The sequence below is a fragment of the Novipirellula artificiosorum genome (assembly GCF_007860135.1).
GTDB classification, from domain to species: domain Bacteria; phylum Planctomycetota; class Planctomycetia; order Pirellulales; family Pirellulaceae; genus Novipirellula_A; species Novipirellula_A artificiosorum.
On the sequence record NZ_SJPV01000007.1, the window covers coordinates 135123 to 149107 of the forward strand.

At 55.6% G+C, this 13985-nt stretch carries 9 protein-coding genes; 7 read left to right on the top strand and 2 right to left on the bottom strand.

Annotated features, from left to right (window positions below):
• The first annotated feature begins 121 nt into the window (after positions 1-121).
• Positions 122-2506, top strand: a complete 2385-nt coding sequence (locus Poly41_RS19315; protein WP_146528378.1) for a heavy metal translocating P-type ATPase — start codon at positions 122-124, stop codon at positions 2504-2506.
• Here Poly41_RS19315 and Poly41_RS19320 read toward each other — a convergent pair.
• On the bottom strand, positions 2503-4443 hold the full coding sequence (locus Poly41_RS19320; RefSeq protein WP_146528379.1) for an AAA domain-containing protein: 1941 nt from the start codon (positions 4441-4443) through the stop codon (positions 2503-2505). The genes Poly41_RS19315 and Poly41_RS19320 overlap by 4 nt on opposite strands.
• Before the next feature lie 97 nt (positions 4444-4540).
• On the opposite strand from Poly41_RS19320, the gene Poly41_RS19325 reads away from it, so the two are divergent.
• Entirely contained in the window at positions 4541-4897 is a 357-nt protein-coding gene (locus tag Poly41_RS19325) for a DUF1294 domain-containing protein (RefSeq protein ID WP_231615782.1), read from the top strand.
• 24 nt (positions 4898-4921) lie between these two features.
• Here the strand turns inward: Poly41_RS19325 and Poly41_RS19330 are convergent, their stop codons facing one another.
• Positions 4922-6016, bottom strand: coding sequence for an isocitrate/isopropylmalate dehydrogenase family protein (locus tag Poly41_RS19330; protein ID WP_146528380.1), 1095 nt, complete (start codon positions 6014-6016; stop codon positions 4922-4924).
• Between the two features lie 341 nt (positions 6017-6357).
• Between Poly41_RS19330 and Poly41_RS19335 the strand changes: the two genes are divergently transcribed.
• The 5 genes from Poly41_RS19335 (at position 6358) to Poly41_RS19360 (ending at position 13924) form a co-directional block, all read left to right on the top strand.
• A complete protein-coding gene (locus Poly41_RS19335) occupies positions 6358-7836 on the top strand; it encodes a Gfo/Idh/MocA family protein (protein WP_146528381.1) in 1479 nt (492 codons plus the stop codon).
• Positions 7837-8371: 535 nt separating this feature from the next.
• Complete coding sequence (locus Poly41_RS19345) at positions 8372-8974, top strand: LamG domain-containing protein (RefSeq protein WP_146528581.1); 603 nt, start codon at positions 8372-8374, stop codon at positions 8972-8974.
• 12 nt (positions 8975-8986) lie between these two features.
• Positions 8987-9421, top strand: a complete 435-nt coding sequence (locus Poly41_RS19350; RefSeq protein WP_146528382.1) for a 6-pyruvoyl trahydropterin synthase family protein — start codon at positions 8987-8989, stop codon at positions 9419-9421.
• 199 nt (positions 9422-9620) lie between these two features.
• Positions 9621-11711 (top strand): efflux RND transporter periplasmic adaptor subunit, encoded by a 2091-nt coding sequence (locus tag Poly41_RS19355; protein WP_146528383.1) that lies wholly within the window; start codon positions 9621-9623, stop codon positions 11709-11711.
• On the top strand, positions 11708-13924 hold the full coding sequence (locus Poly41_RS19360) for an HlyD family efflux transporter periplasmic adaptor subunit (RefSeq protein WP_146528384.1): 2217 nt from the start codon (positions 11708-11710) through the stop codon (positions 13922-13924). Before Poly41_RS19355 ends, Poly41_RS19360 begins: the two co-directional genes overlap by 4 nt.
• Positions 13925-13985: the final 61 nt, after the last annotated feature.

Genomic DNA, 13985 nt, shown 5'->3' on the forward strand with positions numbered 1-13985 from the left:
GCTAAAGCGAGTAATAATAAGGAGTTCCGCTGGTTTTGGCGGACCGGTGCCGAAACCCCACGTGCACACCGATTCAGGTGCCTTTATCAACTACCGCCCCCCGAAGTCGAGAGCATTCTTCGTGTCCCTTTCCCAAATCACCACCACGGACCCCGTCTGTGGGATGCAGGTTTCACCCTCGGGATCGCCGCAGAGCGTCTTTGAGGGGCGAACGTACTATTTTTGCTGTGAGGGTTGTCGAGCCAAGTTTGAACAATCGCCAGCCGAGATTTTGAGGCAACACGCCGAGCGAGAAGTGGGGGGGGATGCCTTACCACACGGAGGGTGCTGTGGTGGAGCGTCGAACAAGTCCGATTGGGATCCCGCGAAAGTTGCCGAGGATGCGATTTTCACCTGTCCTATGCATCCCGAGATCGAGCAGGTCGGATTTGGAGCGTGTCCCCTTTGTGGTATGGATCTTGAGCCGAAGTTTTTGGATGTCAGCGATGAGGGTGACGATCCGCAATTGGTTGACATGAAACGCCGTTTTTGGATTGCTGCATGTTTGTCGATCCCACTGTTGGGGGTGGCGATGGGGCCAATGGTCGGCTTGAACTGGACCCAGATGATGTCGCCAACTCGGTTGGGGCTACTGCAATTGGCCCTTGCAACACCGGTCGTGTTCTATTGCGGTTGGCCCCTTCTCGCCCGCGGATTCAGCTCGTTCCGCACGATGAACTTGAACATGTTCTCGCTCATCATCGTCGGATCCTTGTCGGCGTACTTTTTTAGCCTTGCTGTGGTTTTGTTCCCGGGATGGATTCCTGAGGCGTTTCTTGAGAACGGCATCCCGCCGCTCTATTTCGAAGCTGCCGCGGTGATCGTGACGTTGGTGTTGATGGGGCAGGTCTTAGAACTGCGAGCACGTCAGCAGACGGGGGGCGCCATTCGCGAACTGATGCAACTTGCCCCCGACGTCGCTCACCGAATCGAAGGAGATCAGGAGAAAGAGATCCCCCTTGCGGAAGTCCATCGCGGGGATTCGCTCCGTGTTCGGCCGGGTGAAAAGATTCCCGTGGACGGCCGCGTGACGCAGGGGAACAGCACGGTGGACGAATCGATGCTGACCGGCGAATCGATGCCCGTGAAGAAACAGATTGGCGATGAAATTACCGGAGGAAGCCTCAATCAATCGGGGGCACTTGTGATGGAAGCCGTCAGCGTTGGCGAGGAAACGGTACTGAGTCGAATCGTTCAAATGGTGTTTGAAGCCCAACGCAGTCGTGCTCCGATCCAAAAGCTTGCCGACTCGGTCGCCTCCTATTTTGTCCCAGCCGTCATCGTGAGTGCCGTGGTCGCCTTTCTTGGTTGGGCGATTTTTGGACCCGAACCTCAACTGGCTCATGCGTTTGTTGCGGCGGTAGCGGTACTGATTATCGCTTGTCCGTGTGCGCTCGGATTGGCGACGCCGATGTCCGTCATGGTGGGCGTTGGCCGTGGTGCCAAAGAGGGTGTCTTGATCAAGAACGCCGAAGTGCTCGAAACGATGGAAAAGGTTGACACGATTGTTGTTGACAAAACGGGAACGCTGACCCAAGGAGAGCCACAAGTCACGAAGCTTGAAAGCTTCAATGGATTCGACGTTGACGAGATGCTTGGGCTGTCCGCAGCGGTTGAGAATCAAAGTGAACATCCCCTCGCCAAGGCCGTCGTTCGTCGCGCAACAAACGACGGCGTTTCCCTCGCAGAGGCGACCGAATTTGAAAGCGTTACCGGTCTTGGGGTTGCCGCGACCGTGGGCCAGCGGCGCGTGAAAATTGGCAGGCCTGAGTACATCGCCGCTTCCGATTCACCCTCGCTCGATCAGGCAAAAGGTCAAGCAGCCGAGCATCAAGCAGCCGGCAGCACCGTGGTGTTTGTTGCGGTGGACGACCAAGTTGCTGGGATGCTTGTGATTTCTGATCCGATCAAAGCGAGCACCCCCTCGGCGCTCAAAGCATTGCAGCATTTGGGGCTGAGGGTGGTGATGTTGACCGGCGATGCCGAAGCGACCGCTGCTGCCGTGGCAGGGGCGTTGGGGATCGATGAGTACCATGCGGGGGTTTCCCCGGAAGACAAGCACGGTTTTGTGGTGAAACTTCGTGAACAGGGGCACGTTGTCGCGATGGCTGGCGACGGCATCAACGACGCGCCGGCGCTTGCCGTTGCCGACGTTGGGATCGCGATGGGAACGGGTGCCGGCGTGGCGATGGAGTCAGCGGGGATCACGCTGATCGGCGGCGATCTTCGCGGGATTGCATCGGCTGAGGCGCTGAGCCGTAAGACGATGAAGAACATCCGTCAAAACCTGTTCTTCGCGTTCATTTACAACGCGTTGGGGATTCCGATCGCGGCCGGTTTGCTCTATCCCATTTTTGGAGTCCTGCTCAGCCCAATGATCGCCGCGGCAGCGATGAGCTTCAGCAGCGTCTCGGTGATCACGAACGCCTTGCGTTTGCGATCGGTAACCTTGAGCGAGCGCAGCTAGACGTCGCCGAATTGCCAGACCGATTTGTAGGCATCGTGCTTTTCGAAGTAGCTCAACATGGATGCATAGAAATCGTTGGCCCCCAAGGTCGCACTGTCTCCGACCATGATCAGTTTTCGCCGCGCTCGGGTCATGGCCACATTGGTCCGGCGGGTATCCGCCAAGAAACCGATCTCTCCGCGATCGTTGCTACGAACCATGGTCAGCAGCACTGCTTCCTTTTCGCGGCCTTGGAAACCGTCCACAGTATCGATCTCAAGGTCGGGAAGTTCCATTCGTGATCGGATCGTGCGCACTTGAGCCGCGTAGGGAGCGATCACTGCGATTTGATCCGCCTCAACTCCCGCCTCGAGCAGTTCACGTATCAAGCGGATGATCAAGTTCGCTTCTTTCGGATTCAGTTTGCTTTCCCCGTCGGGCTCAAGCTGTTCGTCGAATTCCGCACCCGCCGTGTCAATAAACTCGATCGGTGTCGTTGTCGAGTCTGTTTCGATCACACCGGGCAAATCACACAGCCGATGGGATCGTACCGACGCATCCGCTTGCAACGTCCCTTGATAGAACGTTTCGGAGGAGAACTGCATGATGCTTTGGTGCATGCGGTATTGGACAATCAGCCGTCGAAAAACCGATTCGCCTTCGCGCTGCACCAATCGCTGCATCAGGGAATCCCGCATGCCAGCCTTGGCTGCCTCGTCACTCAGCACGGTGGGCGGCAATTGACAGTGATCGCCTGCGAAAATGATCCGGTCCGCTCGCAAAACAGCTTGCCATACACTGGGCTGCGTGCACTGACACGCTTCGTCGACAACGACCAAATCAAATTCACGGTCCGCGAGCAGATCATCGTCAATCGTTGTCGTCGTACAAACCACATCGGCGCCGTCGATCACGCTCTGGATCACACTGCGTTCGAGCGACCGAATTTGTCCACGAAGTTGGCCTGCTTCGGCATACAGTTCACCTCGGCGGCGATACCCTTCGCGGCCGCGTGGCTTCTTTGACGCGGCTCGCATCAATTGTTCAAGTTCGCGTCGCATGTCACGAATCACGTCGGTCGAAGGATCGGCATCGACAAGTTCGTCAAGCGTATGGCCACGTAGGGATTCAAACACACGCGCGGGATGGCCAACGCGAAGAACATTGGGCATGATCGCAACGAGTCGCTCGAGCAGGTTGTCGACCGCCGTGTTGCTTGGTGCGCATGCGAGCACTCGGTCGCCACGAGCGACTGCTTGGTAGATTACCTCCGCGATGGTGGTTGTTTTTCCGGTTCCTGGGGGGCCATGCAGGATGGCGACGTCCTGTGCAGACAAGGCGAACCGCACGGCGTCTTGCTGTGGCGGATTCAGTTCGGTCAGGAATCGAATCTCAGGCATGTCGCTGAACCGAATCGGCCGCAGTCCCAGTAGCGCGTCGCGAAGTCGCCCGGTACGCTTGTTAGCGGATTGAGCCTTCGCCATGGCGGCCAATTGGCGTCGTCGCGTGGTCTCGTCAGGGGACAAGTCGATGCGAAACAGCGAACCGCTGGGCCACTGCTCGGTGGCAACTTGGATCGAATCACGTTTTCGACGACTGACGACGCCCGCTACACCTTCGTCCGAGGGATCGCCTCCGTCCGAAACGACGACCGGGGCGCCCACCTTTAACCGGTTCATCGGGAGTGATTCACCGTTCGGCTTGGCAAAATCGAGCAACAATCGGCCGGCCAACCCCGTTTGGTGGTCGTTCATCCGCATCGACACAAGCGTTTCGCCCGTGCTTTCGACGTCTCGCTGCGAACGGATCTGGCGGCGCCGGGCCAAACGCGCGCGTTCGGCTTCGCCTTCTAAGTCGAGCCAGTGGCCGAGAATCTCAAAATAGTCTTCTGGGGAGGTGCTATCTTGGAGTACTTTCAATCCGCCACCGAAGTTGTTAGGACGAGAACGAGGTGTCATCGTGCGGCACGGCCGCAAGCGAAACGAGCTACCGCTCGAATCACGTTGGCCCGCTCCCGTTGGTCGCTAGGATCGTGTTGTGATAACATCAAATTCGATGACAATCGATTTAGAGTGGCTTGGTCGATGGCGTGACAAGAGGGAATTCGCCCTCCGAATAGACGATGGAGCTTTGCTGGCGATGTTACTTGGGCTGACAATTTGGACACTGGCGGCCAGTGTCGTGACGGCGGTTCTCTACGCTTGGGACAAACGGGCGGCAGCAAAGCATCGCCGGCGAATTGCCGAGCGAACGTTGTTGGGATGGTCGGTCGTTGGAGGATGGCCGGGTGGGTGGATGGCCAGCCGCATCCTTCGTCACAAAACGCTCAAACGGAGCTACCGAATTCGCTTTGTGATCTGCGCGTTGGTCAATGTGGCGGTGGTTGCCACCGTTTGGCACCGGTTCGGATAGGCGTTTCAGCGTGTCAAGGATTCCTTATGCATTCAACTGCTGTGAATCGAGGATCTTTTGTAGCGATGAGGAAACGGCATCGGTCAATTGCGTTGTCGACATCTTGCCTCCCATATCCGGTGTTCGATGACTTGGGTCGCTCAGCACTTCGCTGACCGCAGTCTCCAAGGCAACCGCGGCGCGGTGCGTTTCGGTATGGTCGAGCCATTCCAGCATCATCGCGGCGGATAGGATCATGGCGATCGGGTTGGCGATCCCTTGCCCCGCGATGTCGGGCGCGGAGCCATGTGACGGTTGGAACACGGCTGCGTCTTCACCGATATCGGCTGACGGTGCCATTCCCATTCCGCCGACCAATCCAGCGGCCAAGTCGCTCAGGATGTCTCCGAACATATTCTCGGTCACCATCACGTCAAACGCATCGGGTTTTCGGACCATGAACAGCGAAGCCGCGTCAACGTACACATGTTCGGGTGTGATATCAGGATAATCCTTAGCGACTTGATCGAAGATATGACGGAAATAGACCATCGAGGAAAGCACGTTTGCTTTGTCGATCAGCGACACCTTCTTGGCTTTGTTCCGCTTTCGAGCCAGATCGAATGCCAACCGGCAAACCCGTTCGGCACCGACTCGCGAAATCCGCAATTCGTTGATGGCTTCGTCGGCATCCAGATCCGCCACCACGTCACGACCATAAAATAGCCCCTCGGTGCTTTCCCGAACCAACACAAAATCGATCTCGTCCTTTCCGTAGCCTTTGAGCGGCGTATCGGATTCGTGATACAACCGGATCGGACGAATGCCACCGAACAGTTGCAATCGTTCGCGAAGGTCCAATTGGGGTGCGATTTCTTTGCCGTTGGGGTAGCGAACGTTCGGCAGTCCCATTGCCCCAAGTAGCACGGCATCACTGGTTCGGCAGGCTTCGAAGGTCGACTCCGGTAGCGCGTTGCCGCTCCGTTGGTACTCGCCGACACCAACACGATGCTCGGCCAAGTCAAACTTGACTCCGCTGAGATAGGGTTCCATTTCCCGCAGCAAGCGGACCGCTTGGTCGGTGACCTCGGGGCCAATGCCATCCCCTCCGAGAACAACAATTTTGAAGGTTTTAATCATGTGAGAACCGAAGTGCGATCGAAGCCAGGAAAGGATCGGTTGTTACAAAACCGAAGTGCATTTGAGTGCCATAACATGATCGAAACGGCACTCGTTGACAAGCTGCTTGGAGGACGATCGGTCCCCTCGGTTCAAAAAGGGAGAGGCCCTGATTGCAGCGGCGTGAAAAGTTGCAACGATCTCGTTTTGCGGCTAAACTTGGGGTTCCTGCCAACTGACGCACGGGGTTTTCGGGCCGATTGAATGATTCGGCAGCGAGTCTCGGCGTTCTCCCAATCCTGTGTGCGTTCACACACGCCCCTTCACGCCTCTTGGGCAATCTCAAAACCGGAGCCAAACGGATGAACCGACCTACTGAAAAAGCAACGCGTCGTCATTTTATTAAGAACGCCTCGGCGGTCGCTGCAGCCGCATCCGTGGTTTCCACGTCAGCCAAGCCTGCACGAGCGGCCACGGCGGGGGCGAACGATCGGCTCCGGATTGGCTTCATTGGGCCGGGTGGCCGAGGATTCGGTGCCCATGTGAAGAAACTTTGCGAACTTCATGCGGACGGCCGCAAGATTGATTTGGTGGCGGTGGCCGAAGTGTACGAGAATCAGCGTGACAAAGTGGCTGACCACATTAAGGAAAACACGGGAACCGATCCATCACGTTATGTCGATTACACGGAAATGATCGAGAAAGAGAATCTCGATGCGGTCTGCATCGGGACTCCCGACCATTGGCATCATAAACAAACGGTCGATTCGATCCGCGCCGGTCTTCACGTTTACTGTGAGAAGCCGATGACGAAGACGGTCGAAGAGGCTTTTGATGTCGAGAAGGTCTGGCGTGAATCCGGCAAGGTCATGCAGGTGGGGGTCCAATCGACCAGTTTGCCGGTTTGGGATGAAGTGCGAGAATTGCTTCAACAGGGGAAACTAGGAAAAGTCCTTGGGTTTCAAACGGAGTACTTTCGCAACAGTGATGTAGGGCAGTGGCGTTACTACCAGCTTGAAAAGTCGATGACGCCCAAATCCATCGATTGGGATCGCTGGCTTGGTAAAGAGCATGACCTTGCACCTGAGATGCCGTTTGATCGCGAAGTCTACAAACAGTGGCGTCGATTTTGGCCATTCGGCAGCGGTATGTACACGGACTTGTTTGTGCACCGAACGACCGCGATGTTGAAAGCAACCGGTTTGCGATTGCCAGGGCGGGTGGTAGGCGCCGGCGGTATTTTTATGGAATACGACGGACGCAGTGTTCCCGATGTGGCGACCGTTGTCGCGGATTTCAACGAAGGAGTCCAAGGACTTGTCACCGCAACGATGTGCAATCAGGAGTCACGAATCAATCAATTGATTCGTGGGCACTACGGAACCTTCGAATTTGGCAATGGCGAAGGATTTGATGGATTCGATTTTGTGGCAGAGCGGCCTCAGGTGACTCATCAGCGCAGCTACGTGGACAAGCGATATGCGACCACGCCTGTTGGCGATACCACGAAATCGCATTTTGCAAATTGGATCGATGCGATCGAAGCAGACAACCCGGCAATGTGTAACAATCCGCCGGATTTAGGAGCCGCTGCGATCGCGGTGGTGATCTTGGGTGCACAGAGCTACCGCAACGGCGAAGTCTACTTTATCAATCCTGACAGCCGTGAGATTTCGACCAAGGATCCTGGTTGGGCGAAGCAATGGGAACAGCTTTCAACGGCCCGAGCCGAGCCCCGGCACATTCCCGGTTGGACGGCTGGCGAATTTGGCAGTACGCTTCAAGATCCGGAATACATGAATTTGGCAGGGCCGTGGGTAGACGGAACCGATCCCGGCTAGTATTGATAAGATCAAGTTCCTGTCAGATTACTTCCTCCCCACTGTCCTCGAAACAGAGTCATTCGTTATGAAGAATCGGTTTGCACGGTTATTGCTGGTCGCTGCATCGCTCTCGGTGCCTCACACTCTGTTGGCGGAGGAAGGTGATCGCAGCGTGACCAAGTCGTTGCCGCGGGTTCAGCGGATTGCTAACTACTTGAGCGGATCAAAATTTGTGGGCCGCTTTACTGTTGACGGTGACAAGGATGCTTCGCCAAAGACCGAAGAGTACACGATCAGCAAATGTGAAAAGCTGCCGGCAGACGACATGTACCGTTTGACAGCTCGGATCAAGTATGGGGATGTTGATAGCGAAGTACCAATTGACCTGAAGATCCTTTGGGCGGGTGACACACCCGTGATGACGCTCGATGCTTTGATCATTCCTGGCATGGGAACGTTTGACGCCCGCGTCGCGATACAAAACGGTCGCTATGCGGGGACCTGGCAACATGGTGAAAAGGGAGGGCACCTGTTCGGCATAATCGAGGCGGACATGAACCCGCCTGCCGATGGACCATCAGTCGTTGTTTTTGAAGAGGATTTCGAGAAGGGCCTGGATCGATGGGAGATCTTGGATCCAGGGACGTGGCAGTTGAGCAAGAAGGATGGCAACACGACCTTAGAGATCACCGCTCGGGAAAGTGCCTACGAACCACCGGTGCGAAGTCCTTTTCATGTCGCTTTGATTCGCGATTTGGAGCTGCAAGACTTTGACATCACCTTTCGTGTCCGCAGCACGAAGGACACCGGGAACCACCGCGATTGTTGTGTCTTCTTCTGCTATCAAGACGACCAGCATTTCTACTATGTGCATCTGGGGGCAAAACCAGATCCCCACAGTGGTCAGATCATGATCGTCAAGGAAGCACCCCGATTGGCGCTCACCCAAAATGAGTCATTGACGGCGTGGGACAATGAATGGCACACGGTGCGTGTCGCCCGCGATTCACAGTCTGGGACGATCGAGGTCTTTTTTGACGACATGGAAACTCCCCACATGCAAGTTACGGACAAGTCATTCTCGAAAGGTCGTATTGGAATCGGATCGTTCGACGACATGGATGAATTTGATGATCTCGTTATTCGAAAGAAGTAGGGTTTCTTCACTATGTCGCTGAGTATTATGCGACGCTTTTCGTTTTGCGCCGGTCATCGCTTGGTCGGCCATGAAGGGAAATGTCAGAATCTGCACGGCCACAATTATGTGGTGGAGATTTGCGTTACGGGTCAGCAGCAAGACGCGGTGGGGCGGATCTTAGACTTCAAGCTGCTAAAAGAACGCTGTAAGGGTTGGCTCGACGATAACTGGGATCACACCTTTATCTTGTGGGACCAAGATCACAACGGGCTCGATGCGATTCGGCAATCGGAACCGCATCGGATCTATGAATTGTCGACGAACCCAACGGCCGAGAACATGGCGATCCATTTGCTTTACGATGTCTGCCCGAAAATCTTGGACGGGACGGGAGCCACGGCCTTCAAAGTTCGGTTGTGGGAAAGCGAAGAAACGTGCGCCGAAGTCGAGCTGGATCAGCCTTAGAAAGGTCTCAACCGTTACATTCGGTCGATTCTGCCATGGCAGCGAGGATTTGAGTGAAAACCGTTTTCGGAGCAGCGATTCGCAGGAGACGTTGATTACGCTTGGATTCTCGGAGGCTTCACGGCTGAGGGCTTCACGGCCTCTCGCAGGCAACACCTCTCGAAGACAACCCGGTCAAGCGAGTTCCAGGAGTCGCTGAGTGAACGCCGCATCCACCGATTCGATCGACACGCCCAACAACGGCTCGGCAAGTCCGACGGCGTCCGCGGATGTGAATGCGTTGGTCAAATCGCTTGCGGCGAAACACACTGCACGCAGCGCATTTGTTCAAGCCCTTGCGACTCATCTGCAAAGGGCATTTGGCGTTGGGTTGGTTGCAATCGATGGTGCGGATTGGAATCAACCCATCATGTTGGTAGCGGACGAGACGCTGGGTCAGTCCGTTCACCGCAACTCGATTCGCCAATCACTTAAGCTTGCCACGGTGACGCCGGTTGCGTGTGACTTAGCGTTAATAGATCCCTTGGTTGCCAGCGGTTCGCAGGATCCATCGCCGTCCGAGACGCAGGCGGTGCGGGCGTACCGCGTCGAATTGGCGCCGTCCCCCGACGCGGTTGCCGTACTTTTGATCCATCCTGTAGGTGACCGGCCTAGTCCAGCGCAGCAGCTACAAACCCTTCGCAAACTTGGCCTCTACGTGGAACCTGCAAGTCAGGCGATAAGCGACTTCAAAAGAAGTGAATGCATCGTGAACGACTCCGCGGCGGCTCCGGTTCACGTCGAGAGGGGGATTCCGACTCGAAATCACTTGTTGCACCTGCATCAGAGTTTGCAGGTCAACGCTACCGCGTATCGAATTGCGAACGAATCACGACGGTTGATTGGGTGCGACCGTTCGACCGTGCTGGTCATTCGTGGCAATAAGTTTCGTGTCCGAGCTGTTAGCGGAGTGGCTGTCATTGACCGTCGCAGCAACGCGATTCGTTCGATCGAGAAACTGGTGAACCGGGCCGTTGTGATGGCACGCCCGCTGAGGCTGCCCGGCGAAGAATTGTTGCCACCTCAGATTCAATCTCCTCTTGATGAGTACCTTGATGAATGTGGCGTTGCCACCGCGATGATGTTGCCCCTGTTTGAATCAACGGTCGACGGTGCATTCGACGAAGCGGAATCGTTGCAAGCCGACTCGTTGAAACGAGACAGCAAGATGATCGGAGTGGTTTTAGCCGAGTCTTTTTCCGGTGTTCCCAATCAAGATGTTACTCAACCGATGACGATGATTGCGGCGGAGTCCTCTGTGGCTCTCTCCAATGCGATTGAGCATGAGAGTATTTTTGGTGTTTCGCTTTGGAAATCGCTGGGCCGAATCAAGCAGGTCACCAAGTTGTCTTGGCTGCTATTTGCCACGGCTGTAGCGACCATGATGTTGATCGCATCGATGGTCATTCAAGTCGATCATCGCATCGTTGCAACGGGGTCGGTTTCGCCATTGCGTCGTCAACAGGTGTTTGCTCCGCAAGATGGCGTCGTGAAGACATTGCATGTGACCGATGGTCAAGCGGTGAAAGCAGGGCAAACGCTGCTTGAACTCGACAATGCCGAATTGGAGCGAACGGCGGAGAATTTGACGGGCCAGATCCAAACGACATTGCAGCGATTGGCGTCGATCAAAGCGGTTCGATTGAGTGATGGCCGGCAGGAAAACCAATCGAGCCGAATGGCGGTCGAGCAGCAACAGTATGAGAATGAGCTTGCCAATTTGGAAGCGCAGCAGGGGGTGCTGCGAATTCAGCAAGAGGGTTTGGTCTTAAAGAGTCCGCTAAACGGAACCGTAGTGGGGTGGCAATTGGAGCAGCGATTGGCAAGTCGCCCCGTATCACGAGGAAATCTATTGCTGAGCGTTGTTGATGAATCCGGGCCGTGGGAGTTGAACCTGTGCGTTCCCGATCGAGATGCCGGCGCTATGCTCGATGCCATTCAATACGATTCGTCGCTGCCGATCACGTTTGCGGTTGCGACTCAGCCACAGCGCTGCTATGCCGCGGTCCTTCGTCGCGTTGCAAGCGTGGCACGGGTTGATGATACCAATCGGCCGGTGATTGATATCGACGCCGATGTGGCACCGTATCCCGACGGAAGCCATGAAACAGATCTGTTTGACCCAACCGATGTTCGCATCGGAGCGGACGTGACGGCTCGCGTCTATTGCGGCCGTCGATCACTGTTGGCCAGTTGGTTCAGCGACGCGATCGATTTCGTGGACCGAAACGTGGTGTTCTACTTCCGATGAGCTTTCCCAGCAATCGCAGCGAAGATCGGGTCAAGGTTCGTGTTCGCGCGGATTTAGTCTTTGTCAAAACGATCCATCGAAATGAAGCGACCTTTGTCGTCAAAGATCCATTGGCGATGAAGTACCATCGAGTTCGTCCTGATGAGTATTTCGTGCTTCAACGTCTCGACGGCACCCGCTCGCTTGAGACCCTTTGTGGTGAATACGAGGCAGCGTTTTTGCCTCAACAGGTCAGTAAGGTGGAGATGAACCAATTGCTGTTTCGGTTTCATCAGAATGGATTGACCGTCTCGGATTCGATTGGCCAGGGAGATCAGTTGGATCTGCGGAGAGCGAAAGAGCGTGACCAGAGAATCTTTCAGCAGCTGACGAGTTTGTTGTTCATTCGGTTTCCTGGCGTTGATCCCGAACCCTTTCTGCGGTGCGTCTACCCCTGGGTGCGGCCGATTTTCCATCCATTGTCGCTGGTCCTGATTTCGCTCTTTTGTTTCATGACCGGTGGCATGTTTCTGCAAGAAATGAGCCAGTTTGGAGCTGAGTTTCCAACCCTCGGCACGTGGTTGCGATTGGAGTCGTTATTGCTGTTGGCGGCTGTGATCGGCGGAACGAAGGTCTTGCACGAACTCGGCCATGCATTCGTCTGTAAGCACTTTGGTGGCGAATGCCACCAGATTGGTCCGATGCTGTTGGTCTTTTCGCCGGCGCTGTACTGTGACACCTCCGATGCATGGATGTTGCCGAGTCGTTGGCAGCGAGCGACAATCGGGTTGGCGGGGATTGCGACCGAAGTGATACTGGCCGCCATTGCAACGTGGGTTTGGGTGTTGACCGCACCGGGATGGGTGCATTCGATTGCGATGAACGTGATGGTGGTTTGCGGTATCAGTACTGTCGTCTTCAATGCGAACCCGTTGTTACGGTATGACGGATACTATGTTTTATCGGATCTCGTTGACGTTCCGAATCTGGGTGAACGTGCGCGGCGCATGCTGTCCGCAACGACGAATCGGTGGTTTTTTGGGATCCATGAAACGGTCGAGCCCCAAATGTCGACATTCGGCCGTGTCGGTTTGTTCGTCTATGCGCTCGCCGCAGCGAGCTACCGTTGGGGACTGACTCTGCTGATTCTTTGGGTCGTGTCGGTGATGTTACGCCCTTACGGACTCGAATCAATCGGTCGAACGTTTTGCCTGGTTGCATTCGTTGCCATGATGGCAGGGCTGGTGCAACCCCTTATCAAGTTCTTCAACAATCCTGCGCGCCGAGGACGCATTCAGATGCAGCGAACCCTGTTCTCGATTCTCTGTATGACGGGGCTGTTGTTGATCGCGTTCTTGCCACTCCCTTCTTCGATCAACACGACCGCACGGATCGTACCCCGGCATCAAACCTACCTGTACGTTTCGACGGAAGGGATTCTCGATCAATTGCATCGTCGGCCTGGGGAGCGAGTCAAGCAAGGCGAGGTGATTGCCACCTTGGTGAATCCCGATATTGAGTATCAGTATCTTAAAGCACTCGGCCGCGTCGAGACGCAGCGAGCGCTGGTCGATGCCCTTCGGCAAAGCCGTTTCGAATCGACCGAGGCATCGAACGAGTTGCCTGCCGCGGAAGCGTTGTTGAAGGATCTTGAAGACCAGTTGGAAAGCCGCAAGCATCGTCAGGACGGCTTAGTCGTTCGGGCACCGGTAAGCGGGAAGTTGATCGTTGGTGCACGACGCTCTAGGCCGAAGCAGGTCGCCCGCACCGATGCGCTGCAGTTTGTCGAATGGTCAGGATATCCAACCGATGCACAAAACGATGGCAGCTTTTTGGGGGCCGGAACGGAGTTGATGACGCTGGTCGAAAGTAACGATTGGGATTTGGAAATGGTGCTATCGCAGTCGGATGTGCAGCGGATCGAGTTGGGGGCAGCGGTCAAGCTCTCGCTGCAATCGGCGCCGTCGACGGTGTTTCGAGCCTCGGTGGTCGATATTTCACGTACTCAATGGACTTTCGAAGCGAACACGCCACGATGGGACGATTCGGATGGGGCTCGCCAGACGGCACCTGCGACCACGTCTTATGTCGTCCGTGCTGCAGTGGAAGACAGCGGGACAACCGAACACCGTTGGCTAGCCGGATCCGAAGCAACCGGACAGATCGAGGCGGACTTGGTTTCCGTTGTCAGTCGCATCGCGCGAAGCTTGAGCAGTTTGCTTCGTTTTCGGTAGGCGAAACGCTGCTTTTTCTAAGCCATTTCCCCAGAATGCAAGTATGATGAGGAAGGCCAAA

Bases quoted from the DNA above. Each gene is read 5' to 3' on its own strand.
- Poly41_RS19320 (WP_146528379.1), bottom strand. From the start codon at position 4,443: ATGACACCTCGTTCTCGTCCTAACAACTTCGGTGGCGGATTGAAAGTA.
- Poly41_RS19325 (WP_231615782.1), top strand. From the start codon at position 4,541: ATGACAATCGATTTAGAGTGGCTTGGTCGATGGCGTGACAAGAGGGAA.
- Poly41_RS19360 (WP_146528384.1), top strand. From the start codon at position 11,708: ATGAGCTTTCCCAGCAATCGCAGCGAAGATCGGGTCAAGGTTCGTGTT.
- Poly41_RS19350 (WP_146528382.1), top strand. From the start codon at position 8,987: ATGTCGCTGAGTATTATGCGACGCTTTTCGTTTTGCGCCGGTCATCGC.
- Poly41_RS19345 (WP_146528581.1), top strand. From the start codon at position 8,372: ATGAACCCGCCTGCCGATGGACCATCAGTCGTTGTTTTTGAAGAGGAT.
- Poly41_RS19335 (WP_146528381.1), top strand. From the start codon at position 6,358: ATGAACCGACCTACTGAAAAAGCAACGCGTCGTCATTTTATTAAGAAC.
- Poly41_RS19330 (WP_146528380.1), bottom strand. From the start codon at position 6,016: ATGATTAAAACCTTCAAAATTGTTGTTCTCGGAGGGGATGGCATTGGC.